The sequence below is a fragment of the Bartonella sp. MR63HLJHH genome, assembly GCF_042194155.1.
GTDB classification, from domain to species: Bacteria; Pseudomonadota; Alphaproteobacteria; order Rhizobiales; family Rhizobiaceae; genus Bartonella; species Bartonella grahamii.
On sequence record NZ_JBHIMN010000001.1, the window covers coordinates 311,268 to 333,244 of the forward strand.

The 21,977-nt window shown below is 37.9% G+C and carries 9 protein-coding genes and 2 pseudogenes; 9 read left to right on the plus strand and 2 right to left on the minus strand.

Features of this window, described 5'->3' with window-relative positions; all coding sequences use genetic code 11:
• Positions 1-293 precede the first annotated feature (293 nt).
• Positions 294-563: a hypothetical protein gene (locus ACFIKQ_RS01200; RefSeq protein ID WP_375635456.1), complete on the minus strand. Its 270-nt coding sequence runs from the start codon at positions 561-563 to the stop codon at positions 294-296.
• A 520-nt stretch (positions 564-1,083) separates the two neighbouring features.
• Positions 1,084-1,365, minus strand: coding sequence for a hypothetical protein (locus tag ACFIKQ_RS01205; RefSeq protein WP_375635457.1), 282 nt, complete (start codon positions 1,363-1,365; stop codon positions 1,084-1,086).
• 147 nt (positions 1,366-1,512) lie between these two features.
• On the opposite strand from ACFIKQ_RS01205, the gene ACFIKQ_RS01210 reads away from it, so the two are divergent.
• From ACFIKQ_RS01210 to ACFIKQ_RS01255, 9 genes and pseudogenes are all read left to right on the plus strand, one after another.
• Positions 1,513-2,016, plus strand: a complete 504-nt coding sequence (locus ACFIKQ_RS01210; RefSeq protein ID WP_375652604.1) for a helix-turn-helix transcriptional regulator — start codon at positions 1,513-1,515, stop codon at positions 2,014-2,016.
• Between the two features lie 921 nt (positions 2,017-2,937).
• The gene (locus ACFIKQ_RS01215; RefSeq protein WP_375655635.1) at positions 2,938-9,006 is read left to right on the plus strand and encodes a Vomp family autotransporter; all 6,069 of its coding nucleotides are present in this window, start codon (positions 2,938-2,940) and stop codon (positions 9,004-9,006) included.
• Positions 9,007-9,638: 632 nt separating this feature from the next.
• The gene (locus ACFIKQ_RS01220) at positions 9,639-15,680 is read left to right on the plus strand and encodes a YadA-like family protein (RefSeq protein ID WP_375655637.1); all 6,042 of its coding nucleotides are present in this window, start codon (positions 9,639-9,641) and stop codon (positions 15,678-15,680) included.
• A gap of 689 nt (positions 15,681-16,369) precedes the next feature.
• On the plus strand, positions 16,370-16,594 hold the full coding sequence (locus ACFIKQ_RS01225; RefSeq protein ID WP_375655639.1) for a hypothetical protein: 225 nt from the start codon (positions 16,370-16,372) through the stop codon (positions 16,592-16,594).
• Positions 16,582-17,010, plus strand: coding sequence for a hypothetical protein (locus ACFIKQ_RS01230; RefSeq protein ID WP_375655641.1), 429 nt, complete (start codon positions 16,582-16,584; stop codon positions 17,008-17,010). Before ACFIKQ_RS01225 ends, ACFIKQ_RS01230 begins: the two co-directional genes overlap by 13 nt.
• A gap of 539 nt (positions 17,011-17,549) precedes the next feature.
• On the plus strand, positions 17,550-17,822 hold the full coding sequence (locus ACFIKQ_RS01235; protein ID WP_375645024.1) for a hypothetical protein: 273 nt from the start codon (positions 17,550-17,552) through the stop codon (positions 17,820-17,822).
• A 169-nt stretch (positions 17,823-17,991) separates the two neighbouring features.
• Entirely contained in the window at positions 17,992-18,186 is a 195-nt protein-coding gene (locus tag ACFIKQ_RS01240; RefSeq protein ID WP_375647736.1) for a hypothetical protein, read from the plus strand.
• A 459-nt stretch (positions 18,187-18,645) separates the two neighbouring features.
• Positions 18,646-19,400: pseudogene (locus tag ACFIKQ_RS01245) on the plus strand (YadA-like family protein); the annotation flags it as partial.
• A 435-nt stretch (positions 19,401-19,835) separates the two neighbouring features.
• Positions 19,836-21,977: pseudogene (locus ACFIKQ_RS01255) on the plus strand (hypothetical protein); the annotation flags it as partial.

The following is a 21,977-nucleotide window of genomic DNA, read 5'->3' on the forward strand; positions in this document are numbered from 1 at the left end:
GCTATTTTATAAACATTTACGCTACAGCATATTTCATATTTTGCTTTTACAGGGAAGTGAGAAAATGTAAAAATTGGTGCTTAATGAATAAAGCATAAATTGATGTATGCTAGAGAATACTCTCTATTTTTTGATAACGACCCACAAGAATTGCTGCGTTTCTTTAATTCATCTCACTGTTGTTAAGAAGACGAAAACGCAACATTTTAAATCTTCTTGAAAGTTTTTTTGTTTAAGCGCAGTAGAAAGTAAAGCGATAAGGTAATATCTTATCATACGGGGAGAGTGTTGCATTATTTTTGTTTTTCAAAATCCATATGAAAAATTGTATCAATTTCATCTTCATTGGAATGGGTATTTCTACGACGATGTAAGGTTTGCACAATCTCTTTTTTTAAAACAGCATCTGTTTCACTTAAACGGTGAATACTGAGTTCCAATTCAAGAGATAACGCCAAATCCACGCACAATTTAAGCTCTTCTCCAATGTCGAAACCGTGTTGATAGTCGTCATAAAGACCAACCAATGTATCAGATAATTCTTTATCGCATAAAGAGGTCATGCTTAATTCCTCCGCGTTGCGGTTTCCCATACAGCTTTTTTAAGTATCACTCCACTATTATCACTTAGAATTGCCATGTATACGAACCTCATGGTTTTGTCAATTTTCTGCAAAATACGCGCTTTTAAATCAATGTCTATTAAAGACTGTATTACTTCAAGATTTTGAAGCGCCAATTGTAAATATGGATGGTAATGTGTTTACTATAGAACTTATAGCATTTAAAATACATTGCTAAAAGGCTTTTAATATGCATAGAGGAGGAGCATTCTGACGATAAACCAAACACCCTGAAATCTCTATTGCCAATTACAGCTAACTTAGCACCATTAATATATAAAATAAGCAAATATGGTTTGTAAACGTCTAACTTTTTAATAACGAGTGATGATCTCATTTTTTGTAGAATACCAATTATTTTACCTGTTTTATATTGATTTTTAGACATTGATAAACTTTTTACCTTATGTTGTAATGTAAAAACTTTGGGAAGTGTATTTATAGATTCTTGCAAAGAGGTTTAAGCAGGTTTACTAGGCTGTTGAGTGAGAGAACCTGTGTTGGGCTTTTTGCTTCTGAAAAATATGACTGTGACTTTTGAGAAAGCAGTTGGCAAGAATTTGCTTGGCGTGCAAACTGATAGAGTTGGCAGTGGCGCATTTAGCTTTTTCATTAGGCTGTGTCCAAATGTTTTTGACTCTGGAAAATAGCCTCTGATAGGCTTGAGTTTTTCCAAGGTTATATTACAGGGACGCAGTTCAGTAAAATACCACGGCGATTGCATTTTTTGTGTAATTGTCATAATTTTCGCTCCTGCTTAGACGGATGCTGTAACATCCATTTTTGTGGGGTTATGTATGTAGATCTTTGCCTAACATAAGGGGCAGTAACAAGAGGTATAATACAAATATTGAATTAAGTCAATGCAATATTTGTATTATTGTATAATTTGGCAAAAAAAGAGATTGAACCCAAAACAGAACAAGCAAAGCGATTACGTTTGATACGAGAAAGTTTGCTATTTAGTAGACACCAAATAGCAATCCGTTTAGGTATTAATAAAGCCATTTATGATCACGCTGAAAGAGGCACGACCTTTCCCAATGTAGAATTTTTGGCTGTTTTATCACAGAAATTAAAAGTCAATTTAAACTGGCTTGTAACGGGCAATGGCGAGATGTTTTCAGATATGGCAAAGGCGAAAGCAGCTGGTTTTAAACCACAAGCGATTCCTGCTGGGCTGATGAAAAAGCTTGGACATTTGGTTTATACGACCTATCATGATGCAAAAATAGATCTTTCTCCTGAAGATGTTGCGGAATTAGCAGCAGAGCTTTATGGAAAATTGCAAGAGCTTATTCAAAACCTCAATGATATGGAAGAAGTCGAAGCCACTTTGCCACTTTTAAAATTGCATTTAAAGCGTAAAATCGAAACTGAAAAGCACATCTAGAAACGTCATAAGATACGAATGAACAGCCTTTTTAAAAAATAAAACTTTTTTGATTTTTTACGGTATAAACAGGTTTTAAATAAGAAAATCTCACGATTTTTTTTGGTCTCTTATTCAACATGAAATAATGATAAATTACCGTTATAAATTAATGTATTGCTCTAATAAAGATAAAACTGCTTATAAAAAGAATTACAGTTAGTAATACAAAAAAATTATACAACAGTGAAAATACAATGACGATGTTTTGTTCCTATAAAAGGGTTACAGACATATAAGAGAGAAGAAGGAAAGACTATTTATAGGCGCGCTTTTGTCTTTTTATGAAGATGATGAGATGAGCACGTTGAAACTTTTTACAGAGCGTACATCATTATATTAAGAAAGATTTCTTTTAAAGATATGTATCATATATTGAAACAGCTTACCTCGCAGAAAAGAGTGAGGTCATTATGGTAATCGTCATCCATTACATTATGCTATAAGTTAAAAAAATCATAAATTTGTGCTTATAAGAACAGCTAATTTATTGAGAAGTATTTTGACAAATTTATAAAAAATTATTTTTATACTCTTGCCATTCTACTGAGGCGCTTTATCTAAAAAGTAGAATTGCTCTTTAGTAAAACTATCTTTGTTAAGAGGTAAATCGCAGTGTTTTTGAATGGAGATTACGTTATGTTTTCAAAGTCTTGTGTTTTGGTTTATTTTTTAGCTTGAATCCCTCTAGCTCAAAGGGTTGGGGACTTTTCTAGATTCAATATCTTTTCAGAGATTTTAGGGTGATGCTGTGATGGGGATCGCTATCGCGGGGGATGGTTTTTGTCTTTAATTTATTCGTTTTTTGGGGCGCAAACAGGGGTTTTGCCGTGAGGTTTTTGCGCGTTGTAATGATATTGGACTCTGTTGGAGGAGGTTCTTATGAAAAAATTATATTCAACATCAAACTTGGTTAAAGCTGTTTCGTTGGGAACAGTAATGACTTCACTGTTATCAAGTGTTTCGCCGGTTTTTGCTGCGAACCTTGCGATAACAGGAGCGTTTAATCCAAGCTCAAGTGCTCCTGGTGTGGCTTATGCACATGGCAGTCATGGCAGTATTGTTTTAGCTGGTGATGATAATTTCTGTGGTGCAGACACTGTTATTGGTCGTGGTGGTATACAACAGGCGAATGCTGCTAATCCTATAACTGCAGAAGAGCAATATAATAGATTTATCACGGATCAAAAATTTGTTGATCGTAATCCTTATGGTACAACCACTGAAAAGGTTACTTGGGGTGGTAATAGTTGGACAAATCCTCGTGGTGGTTATATGGGGGCGCTGACTGGTGGTGTCGAATCCGCTATGCCTGAGGCTTATGGTGTGTACTCTTTTGCAACTGGTTGTGGATCTGCAGCGACGGGGAATTATTCAACGGCATTTGGTGCTGGTGCAACCGCAAAAACTGGTGGAGCACAAGCTTTTGGTGTTTCTGCGCTTGCAGCTGGAAAAGTAAGTGTTGCTATGGGTGTGGGATCAGAAGCATCGGGGGAAGCTACAGTTGCTATTGGTGGACTTGCAACCGCTTCTAGTAAAAATAGCGTTGCTTTAGGGACTAAGACAAAAGCAGATAAGAATTATGCAATTGCTATAGGTTCAGAAGCTGAAGCTTTGGGGTCAGGTGCTATTGCAATAGGGAGCAGGGATTCTGACAGAACTCCAGAAGCTAACAGAAAAGTAACAGCAAAGGGAGAAAACGCGATTGCTATAGGTACGCATACCTACGCTGAAGCGGAAGATTCTGTTGCTATTGGAGCAAATGCACAAGTAAAGGTTTATGACGGTGTTGCTATAGGTGGGGGCTCTCTCTCTGATAGAGCTAAGGGGACTGTTGGTTATGACCCTTATCTGAATGGTGATTCAACAGAAACCGGTCTGGCATGGAAAAGCACTGCAGGTGCTTTCAGCGTTGGTGAAGTTGGTGGCAATGGTAACGGTAAGCTAACACGACAAATTACAGGGGTAGCAGCTGGTAGTGAAGATACCGATGCTGTGAATGTGGCGCAGCTGAAAGCTATGAGAGACGTCATAGCAGGAGGAGGAGCTTGGAAACTTTCTGCTAACGATACAAATCCTACAGATGTTAATCCAAGCAATACAGTCGATTTTTCAGTGAAAAATAACAACGAAGTGGGAAAAGACAACTTAAAGATAGAAAAAGGTAGTGCAAATAATAAGCATAACGTCAAATTTGCTTTGAGTGATACTCTTCAATTAACGAGTGTCACTACAGGACAAAGTTCTATGAGTAACAATGGTTTTATGATCACTAATGGGGCAAAAATAACTATAGATGGTATTGATGCTGGCAAGCAACAGATTACAGGAGTAGCAGACGCGACTGCAGATGATCATGCAGTGAATTATAAACAGCTGAAGGAAGTAAAAGATGGTTTCAAAACAAGTTGGCAACTTTCTGTTAATGGTCAAGATGCTACGCATATTGGTCCAAACGGTGCAGTAAATTTACAATCAGCTGGTAACACAAGTAACCCGAATATTCAAATTATCAAAAACAGTGACAACACTGTAGAATTTGGTTTGTCTGATAAGATTAATGTAAAAAATGTCACAGCAGAAACAAGCGTTATGAATGCTGATGGCTTTATGTTTACTGATGGTAATGGGCCAAGCATAACTGTTAATGGTATTAATGCAGGCGATCAAAAGATTACAAAAGTGGCAAGGGGAACTGAAGATACCGATGCAGTAAATTTTGCACAATTGAACGAAATCAAAAATGAAATGGCAGGAGATAGTCTTGTTAAATGGGACGAAGGACAGGAACTTATCACCATTGGTAAGGAAAAAGGCGGCCTGTCAATTACTGTTCAAAATAATAAAGGCGGTGATCGGGCTATTAGGGGTGTTGCATCTGGGGCGGTTAATGAGAATTCATCTTATGCAATAAATGGTTCCCAGCTTTATGCTATGGGTAGAGACATTGCTAGGTATTTTGGTGGTGGTGCTAGCTATGATGGGGCATGGACTGATCCTACTTTCATAGTTGTGCAGCCTGACGAGAAGGGTGCTCTTCTTGGGAAGGAACACCATAATGTCGCTGATGCTTTAGGTGGTGTCAACAATTCCATCGTGGATATTTACAATCAGATTAACGATGCGACAAAAAATAGTCTTGTTAAATGGGACGAAGGACAGAAACTTATCACCATTGGTAAGGAAAAAGGCGGCTTGACAATTAGTGTTCAAAATAATGAAGGCCGTAATCGGGTTATTAAGGGTGTTGCATGGGGGATGGTTAATAAGAATTCATCTGATGCAATAAATGGTTCCCAGCTTTATGCTATGGGTAGCGACATTGCTAGGTATTTTGGTGGTGGTGCTAGCTATGAGAATGGGACATGGACTAATCCTACTTTCAGTATTTTGCAGCCTGATGAGGATGATATTTTTACTAGTACGTCATACAGTAATGTCGCTGATGCTTTTCGTGGTGTCAATAGTTCCATCACGAATCTTCATAATAGAATCTTTGATATAACAGAAAATAGTCTTGTTAAATGGGACGAAGATGGGAAATTCATTACCATTGGTGCTGAAAAAGACGGTATCGAAATCAAAGTTGCGAACTCTGAAGGCGAGAATCGAATTATTTCTGGCGTTGCAGTTGGAAAGGTCAGTTCCGATTCGACAGAAGCAATAAATGGCCATCAGTTATTTAGTTATATTACTAATATAGTGGATTTTTTTGGTGGTGAGGAGACAGATGTACTTAATGGTATCAAACCAACTTTTACGGTTCAGAAAACGAAACATAATAATGTAACTGATGCTTTCGCTGCTGTCGACAGCTCTATCACAGATATTTATAGTCAGATTAACAATGTAACAGAAAATAGTCTTGTTAAATGGCATGAAGATCAGAAGCTTATTACCATTGGTAAAGAAAAAGGCGGTACAAAAATCGATATCGCAGGTACTGAGGGAGAGCGAACCATTGCAGGTGTGAAAAATGGAAAGATTTCAGAAAATTCAACAGAAGCAATAAATGGTTCCCAGCTTTATGTTATGGGTAGCAGAATTGCTAGGTATTTTGGTGGTGGTGCTAGTTATGAGAATGGGACATGGACTGATCCTACTTTCAGTATTTTGCAGCCTGATAAGGATGGTATTTTTACTAGTACGTCATACAGTAATGTCGCTGATGCTTTTCGTGGTGTCAATAGTTCCATCACGAATCTTCATAATAGAATCTTTGATATAACAGAAAATAGTCTTGTTAAATGGGACGAAGATGGGAAATTCATTACCATTGGTGCTGAAAAAGACGGTATCGAAATCAAAGTTGCGAACTCTGAAGGCGAGAATCGAATTATTTCTGGCGTTGCAGTTGGAAAGGTCAGTTCCGATTCGACAGAAGCAATAAATGGCCATCAGTTATTTAGTTATATTACTAATATAGTGGATTTTTTTGGTGGTGAGGAGACAGATGTACTTAATGGTATCAAACCAACTTTTACGGTTCAGAAAACGAAACATAATAATGTAACTGATGCTTTCGCTGCTGTCGACAGCTCTATCACAGATATTTATAGTCAGATTAACAATGTAACAGAAAATAGTCTTGTTAAATGGCATGAAGATCAGAAGCTTATTACCATTGGTAAAGAAAAAGGCGGTACAAAAATCGATATCGCAGGTACTGAGGGAGAGCGAACCATTGCAGGTGTGAAAAATGGAAAGATTTCAGAAAATTCAACAGAAGCAATAAATGGTAGCCAGATTAATCAGATATCTGGAGATATTGCGAATTTCTTTGGTGGGAATGCAAAATTTATTAACGGTGCTTTTGTTAAACCAAGATATAATTTAACTACTATTGAAGTAGATGGCTCAGTAAGACAGAAGGAATATAATGATGTTGGATCGGCTTTAGATGGGCTTGATAAAAATGTCAGGATTGTTAATGCAAATTTGATTAGTGGGTTTAGTGATGTTGCTAAATATTTTGGTGGTGGCGCTGGATATAATGAAAATGGAGAATGGCACGCTCCTACTTTCAAAGTTTATCAGATCAACGATAATGGTGCTGTCTCTAAGAAGCCTTATGACAATGTTGCTGATGCTTTTGAAGGTGTGAACAATACTTTCACAAATATTCACAATCAAATTTCTGATATAACAAAAAATAGCCTTGTGAAGCAAGAAGGAGGTGCGTCAGGTGTTATCACTATAGGTAAGGATACAGCTGGGACTGAGATCAATATTGCAGGATATGGTAAAGTAGAACGTTCTATTTCTGGTGTTAAGGCAGCAGAGAAGGGTGATGAAGCTGTTAACAAAGATCAACTTGATAAAAGTATAGAGAAGATTTCTAAAGATATTGAGACAGCAAGTGCTGCTGCAGTTCTCTATGATAAGAATGACAATGGTAATGTTAATTATGGTAGTGTAACTTTGGGCGGCGATAAGAACAACGGACCAGTTGCTCTTCGTAACGTGAAAGATGGTAGCATTTCTGAAAATTCCAACGATGCAATCAATGGTAGTCAGATTAATAAAATATCAGCAGATATTGCAAAGTTTTTTGGCGGTGGTGCAAAGTTCATTAACGGTGCTTTTGAAGGGCTGAAATATACTTTATCGGCTATTGTAGATGGTAAGGTAGGGAAGGCTAATTTTTATGACGTTGGTTCAGCTTTAAAAGGTCTTGATAGTAATGTTCAAGATGTAAATAAGCGCTTAACAAATGTATCCAATGAGTTTAATCAGAAAATTGAAGATTTCTCAAAAGATGCTTTACTGTGGGATGATGAAGAAGAAGCATTTGTTGCACGTCATGAAAAAGATGGCAAGAAAACAAACAGCAAATTGAAATATCTTTTAGATGGTGAAATTGCTAAGGGTTCAACGGATGCCATTACGGGTAACCAGCTTTATTTCATGAGCAACCAGCTTGCTAATTATTTCGGTGGCGGTGCCAAATATGAGAATGGCAAATGGACAGGTCCTACTTTTAAGATTGTTCAAGTCAATGCTGATGGTACGACTGTTGAGAAAGAGCACCATAATGTCGCTGATGCTTTTGGTGACGTCAATAAAAATATGTCAAATATTAATAACCGTATTGATGATGTCATCAACAAGGTCGATTCAGATGCTTTAAAGTGGAACAGTGATAAAAAAGCCTATGATGCTGGTCGCGATGGTAAGCCGAGTAAGATTATCAATGTAGCTGATGGTAAAATTGCAGAAGGTTCGAAAGATGCAGTTAATGGTGGTCAACTTTGGGAAACCAATGAACGTGTCACGAGTGTTGAAAAAGATGTGAAGCATCTTAACAACAGAGTCGATAATATTTCCACTACGGTTACGAATATTGGTGAAACGGTTTTCAATATTGAAAACAAAGTTAACGATATTGCTGAGGACGCTGTTCGTTATGACAGAGATGAAAACGGCAAAAAAACCAATAAAATCACATTAGCGGGTGGTGATCCTAGTGAACCTGTTATGATTGATAATGTAGCTGATGGTAAAATTGAAAAAGGGTCGAAAGAAGCTGTAAATGGTGGTCAGCTCCATGACTATACCCAAGAACAGATGAAGATAATTCTTGATCAATCCAAACACTACACAGATCAACGGATAAATAATATCACGATTGATGCGATTGATGATGCTGTTGATCGGGCTAAGCAATATACAGATATGAAGTTTGATGTTTTAAACTATAGTATTGAGAGTGTGAAAAAAGAGGCAAGACAAGCAGCTGCGATTGGTTTAGCAGTTTCTAACTTACGCTACAATGATACACCTGGAAAATTAAGCGTTGGATTTGGTACTGGTTTATGGCGTAGCCAATCTGCATTTGCCTTTGGTGCAGGTTACACCTCAGAAAATGGAAAGTACCGTTCTAACATATCTGCAACAACTTCTGGAGGTCACTGGGGCGTAGGCGCGGGATTCAATATGACATTGAACTGATAATAAACAAAATACATAAAAAACACTTTTTCACCCCTGTCTCATGAGGCAGGGGTGAATTGTTTTTACGGATGAAAAAATATATATATATATAAATTGATAAGCGCTATAATGATAAATACAGGTTTAAAAAACAGAAAAACCGTACACTTTCAACAAAGTAAACTTCTTATTTCAAAATAAGATAATGAGTTTTTTCATAAATTATAAGTTCATTATTTTCTGCTGTAATTTTTAAATATAAAAAATCTGTAGCACCCTACAGATAAAAAAACTCTCACCCTCTAGAAATCTATTAAAAAATTTTCTAATAAGATAAAAGTATATATTTAAATGTACTTCAATTTTACCGGAGGAAGTTATAGAAACAATATACTAAACTAACTCCACCCCTTGCAAAAAACAGCCAACAAGTTTAAAGGTTAAAAAACAATCACCACAAAAAATTTACCTTCTTAGGAAATGTAAAAGAGCGAAGCACGTTAACCATAAAACCTAAAAACACAACCTCTCTATCTTTTCAATCAGGTACTAAATTTTTATGTTTAGAAAAAGCTGATTTTAAAGAGTTTTATAGCGCTTAAATGTGTCTTTTTTGTGTTTATAGTTATTTTTTCATTGGGGAGTTCATTATGAAAAAATTATATACAAAATTAGCAGGGAGCGATTTAAAATTTTCTCGTTTTTCTTTTGTTAAAGTTCTTTCATTGGCTGCAGCGGCTACATTTTTATCGAATGTTACACCTGTTTTTTCAGCAAATTCTGATTTTAGAAACACATTTCTTGAGGGTGTTAACAGTGCTGGTGTCTCTTATCCAGAAAACATCATCTCTGTTGCTGGTTTGAATGCTTCTTCTGTCTCAAAAGACAATTATTTAACAGCGCTGAATGTTGCTTTGACACCCAAGGTAAATGCTGCTGATAACTATGCAAATTTTTTAACCAAAACTCTTCTAGGTCCGAGTGATGAGGGCTCTATAATCAATGTTTTGACAGCAAACAGTAAGAACCTATCGAAAAAAACGTTAAATGCAGGGGTGCAAGATAAAAAGCCTCTCATTAGTTCACAGTCCTTTGTGGTTGATAGCTCTGCAGACCAACGGCTTGCACAGGATGATGAGAATACAGATATTATTAATGTATCAGATTTCTCGCGAAATGATCCCATCACGAGATTGACACGTAGTGCTGGGATGCAACGTGCGGAAGAAACGAATGTCACGCTTGGTAAAGGGATAAAAATAACATCATATGCCGAGAATGTTGCTATTGGTACTAATGTATCAGTACTAGCTAGAGAATCCGTTGCTATTGGTTATCATGCGGAGGTGTCTAAAAAGACCTCTATTGCTATAGGTCGTTATGCGCTCGCTCAAGGAGACGGAAGTATCGCAATAGGTGGTCAAACTGTAGGGGACAACACACCGGTTGTCACTTCTTATCGTACATCTACACTGGGAGATCGCTCGATCGCTATTGGTAACAATGCTAGCACTGTTGGTTCGTCTTCTGTTTCTTTAGGTCCATCGGCTACTTCGGTGGGTAAAGTTTCTGTTGCTATAGGTTTGGGTGCTGAGAGCAAAGGAGAAAATGCAATTGCTTTTGGTGCTATTGCATATGGAACTGGTAAAGATTCCGTTGCTATAGGTGTTCATTCACTTACGCAAAAACAAGATAGTGTAGCTGTGGGCAGCGGGTCTCAGGCTATGGGTATCAGCAGTGTCGCAATAGGTGGTGAATATCATAAGAAGGATAAGGAGCATGAGGAGGATGAAAATACATTAGCAAAAGCTGATTATACAACTGTTTTAGGTTCTGTTTCTCAGGCCTTAGGACAGGGTGCAACTGCTCTTGGTTATCGTGCTAAGGCGATTGATGAGCTCTCCATTGCTTTGGGTTCTTATTCGGAAGCACAGGGAAAGGGAGCTATCACTATAGGTGCCAATTCTGTAGTTTCGGTGGAAGATGGTATTGCTCTAGGAAGAGGTTCTGTAGCCAGTAGGGCTGCTGGTGTTTATGGTTATACTTCTGTGTTGCAGGGTCCTGCAACAAATACCTCATCGCAATGGAAAAGTACGCGGGGTGCAGTGAGTGTTGGTGATTATAGTAAGGGTATAACCAGACAAATTACAGGCGTAGCAGCTGGTTCTGAGCCTGCCGATGCAGTGAATGTTAGACAGTTGAGGGACTTAGAAGATGTTGTAAGAAAAAACGGTTGGAAACTGTCAGTTGGAGATAAAAATGCTACAACTGTTCTTATGGATAGCGTAGTAGATTTTTCTGCTGGAAGTGCCAACTTGAATATTACAAAGGGCGAAAAAGACAATAAGCTAAAATTTGATTTGGCTAAAGATGTTACATTAACGAGCTTAAAGGCAGGTACAAATACCTTCGATGCCACGGGCTTAGCCATTACTGATGGTCCGAAAATAACCACCGGTGGTATTGATGCTGGAAATAAAAGGATAACAGGTATTGCACCTGGTGATCTTAGTGCAGATTCAAAAGACGCGGTAAATGGTAGTCAGTTGAATGTTGTAGCTACCCACATAGCTGGATATTTAGGCGGTGGTGTTAAATTTACGAATGGCCAATGGGATGATCCAAAGTTCAAAATTAAAACTTTTAATTCTGAGACGAATGAGATTGAAGAAGAAAGTTTTCCGAATGTAGCAAAAGCCTTTGAGGGTGTGGGTAAGTCTTATGTAAATCTTCACAATGAGATTAAAAATGAGATTAAAAAAGCTACCGATGATAGTGTCTTTAAATGGAATGCCGAATCGAAGAGCATTAAAATTGCCGCCGCTGAGGGGAAAGGTGGGCAAGGAAGTATTGCTATAGGTAATCTTTCAAATGCAAATGCCGAAAATAGTATTGCATTAGGTAGTTTTGCAGCGGCATCTGCTGAAAATAGTATGGCATTAGGTGGACTTTCAAATGCATTTGGTGCAAATAGTATGGCATTAGGTTCAAATGCACAAGTACAAGCTGCTGTTCCTGGTGGTGTTGCTGTGGGTTATCAATCTGTTTCTCGTAACCCAGCGTCCACTGTTGGCTATGATCCTTCCATAGGTAGCAAGTCAACAGATGATGGTGTGATATGGAAGAGCACTCAAGGAGCTTTTAGTGTTGGTGATACTCCGAATAAGATAACACGACAGCTTACAGGTGTGGCAGCGGGTTATGCAGATACTGATGCCGTCAACATTGCGCAGCTAAAAGCACTAAGAGCGTACGCAGGTAAAGGTTGGAAACTTTCTGTTGATGATAAAAATACCAAAGCCGTTAGCATAGATGATACGGTAGATTTTTCAACTGGAAGTAAAAATTTTAAAATTACAAAAGGTGATAAAGACAATAAGCTAAAATTTGATCTGGCTCAAGATGTTGCATTAACGAGCGTAAAGGCCGGCACAAATACCCTAGACGCAACAGGTCTAGTAATTACTGGAGGTCCGAAAATAACAACGGGTGGTATTGATGCTGGTAGTAAGAAGATAGCAGGCATTCAAAGTGGCGCACTCACAGCAGAATCAACCGAAGCTGTCAATGGTTCACAACTTTTGGCAACAAATACTGAAATTGCTAATGTAAGAGACAGTATTCTTGTTAAGCAAGTAGCAAAGAAGACTTTAGCGCGTAGTCTCCGTGATGGAGGAACGGGTCTTATCACTGTTGGTATGGAAACTGGTGGTAGCGAAATCAGTATTTTGAACAAAAGTAATGAAGGGCGGAAACTTTCCGGTCTACTTGGCGGGGCAATCAGTGGAACTTCAACAGACGCAGTAAATGGCTCACAGCTTCATACATTGGGCACAGGGGGTGCTTCGTATTTCGGTGGTGGTGCTGTCTATGCGGATGGGAAATGGACCGCTCCTACATTCAAGGTAAAAACAATCAAGGAAGATGGCAGCCCTGAAGATAAGGATTATCCTGATGTAGCATCTGCTTTTGCTGGAGTTGGTAGTTCTATCACGAATGTTCAGAATAAATTGACTGAACAGGTTAATAATGTGATTAACAAAGTAGAAAGCGAAAGCTTTGTTCAGCAAGACAAAACAACGCATCGTCTCACTATTGGAGCTGCAGTAGAAGGCAGTGAAATCAATATTGCCAATAAGGCTGGTGCGGATCGGACTCTTTCTGGTGTAAAGGACGCGACGAAAAACAATGAAGCCGTTAACAAAGGACAGCTTGATAAAGGCTTGAAAGATCTTTCGAACAGTCTTCAGTCTGATGAATCAGCAGTTGTTCATTATGATAAAGATTCAGATGGTAAAACTAATTATAGTAGTGTGACTTTAGGAAAAGCTAAAGATAAGATAGCTGTAGGTCTCCATAATGTTGCTGATGGTAAGATTTCCAAGGATTCACATGATGCAATCACGGGTGGTCAGATTAATACCATAGCTTCGGATTTATCAAAAATTTTAGGTGGAGATGTATCCTTTGATGGAAAAAACTTTAAAGGGCCAACTTATAATTTATCGAATATTGATGAAAAAGGTGAAGTAACAGATAAACCGCATACCGATATTGGTTCTGCTTTTAAAGGACTTGATGATAATATCAAGAATGTGAATGCTCGCATTAAGGAAGTCTCAGAAGGAGTTGCACAAGATTCTTTATCTTGGAGCGATGGTGACAAAGCTTTTGTCGCTTTGCATGGGGAAGGGGATAACAGAAAAGCCAGTAAAATCACATCACTTGCTATAGGAGATATTACGAAAGAATCGACGGATGCAGTAAATGGTTCTCAACTTTATTCATTGGGCGATAAGGTTGCAAAATATTTTTCTAATGACGCTGAATATAAGGATGGGGAATTGAATGTTCCTGATTTTAAGCTCAAAACTATCAATGATGATGGCACTGAAGCTGAATCAAGCTATAAAAATGTATCAGATGCATTTTCAGGTGTGGGTAAACTTTTCACAAAGATTCAAAATGTGATCAGCGATGTAATCAGTAATCTTCTTGTTACGAAAAATGAAGATGTTATCAACATTGGTAAAGGAGTAGAAGGAAATGAAATCAATATCGCAAACAAGAGTGGTAAGGATCGAACCCTTTCTGGTGTGAAGGCGGCAGAAAAAGACAATGAAGCGGTTAACAAGGGACAGCTTGATAAAGGTTTGAAGGATCTTTCTGATACCCTTCTGTCTGATAGTTCCTCTGTTGTTCTTTACGATAAAACAACAGATGATCAAATTGATTATACAAATGTAACTTTTGGTAAAGGGAAGGATGCTAAACCTGTTGCACTGCATAATGTATCCGCAGGATCGATTGCGGAAAACTCAACGGATGTTATCAATGGAGGACAGGTTTACATCCTTTCAACGGATGTAGCAAAATTCTTGGGTGGAGATGCTGAATTTAAGGATGGTGCTTTTAAAGGGCCAACTTATAATTTATCCAGTATTGATAAAGATGGTGAAGTAACAGATAAACCGCATACCGATGTTGGTTCTGCCTTTAAAGGACTTGATGAGAATATCAAGAATGTTAACGATCGTATTAAGGAGGTCTCAGAAGGAGTTGCACAAGATTCTTTATCTTGGAGCGATGGTGACAAAGCTTTTGTAGCTCTGCATGGGGAAGGGGATGACAGAAAAGCTAGCAAAATCACATCACTTGCGGCTGGTTCTATAGCATCAGGCTCGAGTGATGCGATTAATGGAGGTCAGATTTATACTCTTCAACAGAGCTTTGCCTCATATTTTGGTGGAGGAGCTGGTTATGATAAGGAAGGAAACTGGCAAGGACCCAAATTCTACGTTCAGGTCTTTAATAAGGATGGTACGAAAGGTGATAAAGAGGAGCGTAATAATGTCTCTGAAGCATTTGATGTTGTTAATGACAGCATGAGCACTATCAACGATCGTATAAAAGAAGTTGAAAAGGATGCCTCTTCGAATGGTCTGAATTGGAATGAAGAAAAAGGAAGCTATGATGCCTCTCACGCTGATGATCAGGGCGTTAAGAGCCCCAGTAAGATTATCAATGTAGAGGACGGTAAGGTAGACAAAGATTCCAAAGAAGCAGTTAATGGCGGTCAGCTTTGGGAAACTCAGCAGATGATTACAGATCAGGTTAAGGATATTGAAACTAAAGTTACGGAGGGATCTGTACAATATGATAGAGATAAAAAAACAGGTGAAAAGATCAATCAAGTTACATTAGTTGGTGGAGATGACAGTTCTCCAGTATTAATAGACAATGTAGCGGATGGAAAGATTGAAAAGGATTCGAAAGAAGCTGTTAATGGAGGTCAGTTGCATGATTACACAGAACAGCAGATGAAGACGGTTCTTGAAGATGCCAATAAGTATACGGATGAGAAAATTTCTCATCTTGTAAAAGATGGAGTTAATGAGGCTAATTCATACACGGATATGAAGTTTTCGACATTAAGTTATGCTGTTGAGGATGTTCGAAAAGAGGCAAGACAAGCAGCAGCTGTTGGTTTAGCGGTAGCTGGTTTACGCTATAGTGATATTCCTGGAAAATTAACACTCGCATTTGGTAGTGGTTTATGGCGTAGTCAATCCGCGTTTGCTGTTGGGGCTGGTTATACTTCAGAGAACGGTGATATTGGTTCCAACTTGTCAATTACCACTTCTGGAGGTCACTGGGGTATAAGTGCAGGGGTTAATGTGATACTCAACTAATAAACGACTGAATCCATAAAATTGATTTGCCTTTTTCTTATTTAAGAAAAGGGCAATTTTTTTTATCTTCTTTCAGAGCCCTTTAAAGCTATTCTAAATGTACAGAACTCCCGTAATTATATAAAAAGCCTATTACAACTTTTTTTGAGAATAAAAGACCTTAGTGGTAAAGATTCAAAAAATTGATTGCTATTTTTTGATAATTAGGTAATGAGGTTACTGCTCTATCCTGTTATTTTGATTTATTAAAGTGCCTAAAACAATATAAATACGAATATACCCTTTATTAAAAAGAGACAGTTTTAGCTTTTATTTTCGTGTAGTGTTAAACGTATGCTTTATATTGGTATCGTTATAATTTTTCATTGAAAGTCTTGTTGTTTAAATGACAAATTATCTTAAAAATAGAATAGTTAAAAATATTATGTTTTTTAATCAGTTTCCTTTTTTGTAGCTTCATAGTAAAATTTTAATTTCTCCAAATTGTTTTAACTTAATTACGAGTATAAAAAGCAAATAGTGCAAATTCTTACAATTCAAAATATGTCTTTTTTATGTTTTTGGCATGGTTTTTATCGAGGGGTTGTTATGAAAAAATTATTGAATCATATTCAAGGGAAATAGCTCAAGTTTTCGGCGTTTATTTTATCGGTTGTTTGTAGCAACGTTTTCATTGGGTGTTGTGATAGTTGTTTTTTTTATCGAATGCTATTCCTGTTTTGGCGAAAAAAATTGACATAATAGAACAGCTGCTTAAAGCCATGGCAAAAGCTGCAAAGAGCTATTCTCAAGGAAAAATACTTCTTTCTGCGTATGCTAACTCTAACAGCATTGTGGCTCTCTCAAAAGGTTTTGATTTATTAAAAGCAAGTTATTTAACAGCACTTAATACAGCACAGCAATGGCACCAATAGTGGATGATTCTACAGATGATAGTGGCTATATCAATTTTTTCGTCAATACGCTTTCTATTAAGAGTAAGGATGGTTTTAGTAAGAGATTTCTTACCGGTCTGCAATTGGTGATGAACAATAACTCTACAATTACAATAAGTGCTGAAAACAACGAAGATGCAAGGATTATCGATGGATCTGACACCTTGCGACATGATTTCATTACAAGAATGCAACGATCTACAGGTATGCAACGTACTCCAAACACAAGTATTGCTTTAGGTAGTGGAACGCAAGCGGAAAAAGAATGGAGCGTTGCTGTAGGCAATATGGCTCATGCTTTGGGGAAAAGCAGTGTCGCAATAGGTGGTGAATATAATAAGAAGAGCGGATATGGAGATATAATTATACAACTGCAAAGAGTGATTATTCAATAGCTGTAGGAGCCGTTTCTAAAGCCCTAGGGTATGGTTCGATTGCTCTTGGGTGCATATACATTTGCTCAAGAAGCTATTTTATAGGCTTCTATTCAAAAGCAAATGGGGTTGGACGTATCGTTTTAGGTTCCTATTCTAACGTGACGGTTGATGATGGGCGGGTGTTGCTATCAGGAACAACTCTGTGCCTAGTAGAGCTGCTGGCGTTTTTTGAGGATACGTCTCTTCTGCAAGGACCGGCCAAAAACACCGAATCTCAATAGAAAAGTACGAAAAGTGCAAGAGAGTATTGGTGTTCCTAGTAAGAACATAACGCGCCAAATTATAGGCGTAGAAGCTGGTAGCAAACCTGCCGATGCAGTGAACCTTAGATAGTTGCAGGATTTAGAAGAAGTCGTAAGAAAAAAGGTTGGAAACTGTCTATTGCTGGTGAGGCAGCTAAAGATGTGGATGCTAGATAGTACAATAAATTTTCATCCGGAGGAAGTAACTTCAGGGTTAAAAGAGATAAGGACAATGAAAATAAGCTCATATTTGGTTTGGCCAATGATATAGCATTAAAAAGCATAACATTAGGAGAGAAAACAAAAGTAGATGCAACAGGCTTAGTAATTACTGATGGCCCACAAATAACTACTGGTAGTATTAATGCGGCAAGTAAAAAAGTAACAAATATTGCAGAAGGAACTCGCAATACTGGTGCAGTGAGTATTTTTGTAAAACAGGATACAGCAATGAAACACATTACCATTGGTAAGGATATAGATGGTGATAAATCGATATTGCGAATAAAAGTGATAAATTACGGATAATTTCTTGTGTTAAGAAAGCAGAGAGAGATAAAGCATCAATGATGCTGTTAATAAAAAAACAGCTTGAAGAAAGTTTAGAGAAACTTGCTAATAATTCTGCTGTTGTTCATTATGATAAAGCAAATAATGAAAATGGCACTATTAATAGGGCACTATTAATTATGAAGGTGTGACTTTTGGAAAAACTACAGTTCCCGCTGCACTTCATACTGTAGCAAATAAAGTTACGGAAAATTCCACTGATGTTGTCAATGGTAGTCAGCTTTATTCATTGGGTGATAAAGTTGCGAAATCTTTAGGTAGTGGAGCATATTTTAGCGACGGTATTTTTACAGCTCCCACTTATAAATTATCATCAGATTGATGAAAAAGGTACGGTAAGAGAGAAATCATATAGCCACTCTAACTTATTTCACAGGTCTTGATCACAATATCAAGAATATAAATAATCGTATTAAAGAAGTCTCTGAGGGGGGGGTGTAGGATTCTTTATCATGGAGCACAAAGGATCAAGCTTTTGTTGCAAAACATGGAGAGAAGCAAGAAAACAGCAAGATCACATCCCTTTCGGCAGGAGCTATTACAAAGAGTTCCACGGATGCTGTGACGGGGTGGAAAGCTTTATTCACTAAATCAAACGCTTGCAAAATATTTTGGCGGTGGTGCTAGATATGAGAATGAAGAATGGACAGCACCAAGTTCCAAGCTGAAAGTTTTCAAAGATGATGGAACCTTTGAAGAGAACAGCTATGATAATATTGCAGCAGCTTTTGCTGGCATAAATAGTGTTTTCGCGAAGCTTCCTAATGAAATTTCTGGCAACATCGAGCAAAATGCTTTGTTATGGAGTAATGAAGCAGGGGCATTTGTGGCTCGGCATGGAAAAGACGAAAAAAAATAACAGCAAGATAACGCATCTTTTGGATGGAGATATTTCAGAAGGCTCGACAGAAGCCATAACAGGGAACCAGATTTATTCATTGAAAAATCAATTTGCAGCATATTTCGGTGGTGGAGCAAGCTATGGTAAGAAAGGTAAATGGATAGCGCCTGAGTTTAAAGTTCAAGCATTCAATAAAGTAACCTTAGTCAGTGAAGATGAGAGTGATCCAGTTATCACAGATAATGTAGCTGCTGGTAGGATTGAAAAAGGCTTGATAGAAGCCGTAAATGGTGATCAGTTACATGATTATACGAAAAAGCAGACAGATATGATTCTCGATAAAGTAAAAGAATATACGGATGAGAAAGTGTCTAATATTGTAAAGGAGGGTGTTAAAGAGGTTCATTCGTATACAGAAATAAAGTTTGCAGCGTTAAGTTATACTGTTGAGGATATCTGAAAAGAAGCAAGACAAGCCGCAGCCATAGATTTGGCAGTGTCTAATTTAAGTTATGATGATACTCTTGGAAAAATCAGTCTATCATTTGGTGGTGGTTTATGGCGCAGTCAATCCGCATTTGCTATTGGCGCTGGTTATATGTCAGAAGATGGAAAGATTTGCTCCAATCTCTCCGCAACGAGTTCTGGTGGTCATTGGGGTGGTAGGTGTTGGGCTTAATTTAATACTGAACTGATAAGCAAAAAACTTTTTTAAATATGCTCCTTGCTCCTGCCTCATCAAAGCAGGGGCATTTTAGTAAAAAGCTTTCATAAATCCTCTAATGAAATAAAAAATCTTATTCACGAAAAATAAACTGTTGCCTAAATTGATGATCAATAGGTACAAAAATTATACCTTTTTCAAAGAGGTCAAAGCTAAAAACGACGTACAACCTTTGATAGAAAAATGAGATCCATTCTAATATTAAGTATTTTTTTACCTTCCTCAAATTGACTTTCACGAACTTGCCCCTAAGTACCCTCTAAGACACTGTAGAAACAACAGCTTATGTCTTAATTTTATTTATGTTCTGAAACACGCTGTAAAAGTAGGAACACGCAAGGGAAATAAGAAAGCTCTAGAGCATACCTTTTTTGTGTTTTTTATCTGTTATTATGAAGGGGGTATTATGAAAAAATATTCAACACCAAATTCGATTAAAGGGGTTTCATTGGGAACAGTTATAGCGGCGCTCTTGTCGAGTGTTTCTCCTGTGGTTGCTGCAAATCTTGCGATAACAGGTGATAAAGTTCAAAGTACAAGTAGTCCTAGCGTGTCTTATAAATACGCTAGCCATGGCAGTATTGTATTAGCTGGCGATGATGATAACTGTGGTGTGTATAATGTTATTGATCGTGGTGGAAACAATCAAGGTACTGATAAACAAATCACTGCAGAGGAACTATATGAAAGAGTTTCTATGAATAAAGAGATTAATGGCAAGCGTCCTTTTAACTGGGGGCTTGGTCAGCTTACTTGGGCTGGTGATGGTCTGACCGTTACTGGGGGGTATATGGGAAAAGAAACCGGTGGTCTTTCAAATGTTCTGCCTGAAGCTTATGGTGTGTTTTCTTTTGCAACTGGGTGTGGATCTTCCGCAATGGGGCATTATTCAACAGCATTTGGAGCGGGTGCGACTGCAAAGCGTGGGGGAGCACAAGCCTTTGGTATTGGTGCACTTGCAGGTGAACAAGCAAGTATTGCTATAGGGGTTGCGTCTGAAGCAGTAGCAAGCAATACGATTGCTATTGGTGGGCTTGCAAAAGCAAAAGGCGTTGATAGTATTGCATTCGGTAACAAATCACTTGCAGATGGAAAACAAGCAATTTCTATAGGTTATGGTGCTCAAGCTCAAACAGATCTTTCGATAGCGATTGGTTTAGATGCAAGAGCGACTGAGCGTGAGGGTGTTGCTCTTGGAAGCGAGTCTGTAGCTTATGTTGCTGCTGGAAAGCATGGTTATAGTTCTTTAGCTAAAGGTCCTACACAGTCTGAAAACTTTGCATGGAAAAGTACGCTAGCTGCAGTAAGTGTTGGTGATGTTAAATCAGAAAAAACGCGCCAGATTGTAGGAGTGGCAGCTGGTACTGAATTGTATGATGCCGTTAATGTTGCACAGCTACAAGCGTTAGAAATTTACGTCGACAAAGGTTGGAATTTGTCTGTTGGAGGTGAAGATGCTACAAAAGTTGGTATAAAAGATACTGTAGATTTGTCAGCGGCAAGTGATAACCTTAAGATTACAAAAGGTACGGAAGACAATAATGTAAAATTTGATCTAGCAGATAATATTACAGTGGAGCGAGTTACCGCTGGAAGAAGCTCTATGAGTAATGATGGCATTATATTTGCTGATGGGGCTAGAATAACTGTGGATGGTATTGATGCTGGCAATAAACAGATTACAGGAGTGGCAGCTGGGGAAGAACCTGATGATGCGGTGAATTTTGCGCAGCTACAAGAGATAAAAAATCAAATAGCAGGAAATAGTCTTGTCAAGCAAGATAATGGAGAAGCGGGTCGTATCACCATTGGTATAGCAACAGGTGGTTCTGAAATCAATGTTGCAAACAAATCGGGTGAAGATAGGATAATTTCCGGTGTGAAGGCTGCAGTAAACAATAACGACGCTGTTAATAAACAACAGCTCGATGGTCAGATTGCAGATGTTGTTGACACCATAAAAAGCAATAGCCTTGTTAAGCGAGAAGAAGAGACAAATCGTATTACTATCGGTAAGGAAATAGAAGGCACAGAGATTAATATTGCAAACAAATCAGGTGATGCTCGTACAATTTCCGGTGTGAAAGAAGCAGTTAAGGATGATGAAGCTGTTAATAAAAAACAACTTGATGGTGAAATTGCAGATATCACGGACAGTATTAAGGTCATTAAAGAAGCAAATAGCTTTGCAGTTCTCTATGATAAAAATGCAGATGGCACTGTCAATTATAACAGTGTGTCTTTGGGCGGCAATAAGAGTCAAGGACCAGTAGCTCTCCTTAATGTTAAAGATGGCAAAATTGCTGAAAATTCACATGATGCAATCAATGGGAACCAAATTAATCAAATCTCTCAAGATATAGCAAACTACTTTGGTGGTGATGCCTCATTCGAGAATGGTGCCTTTAAAGGACCCAAATATAATTTATCTACAGTTTCTGCGAATGGTAAGGTGGTTCAGAAAACCTTTGAAAATGTTGGTGACGCTTTGAGTGGTCTTGATGCAAATGTAAAGAATGTGAATGATCATTTAACGAATGTGACAAAT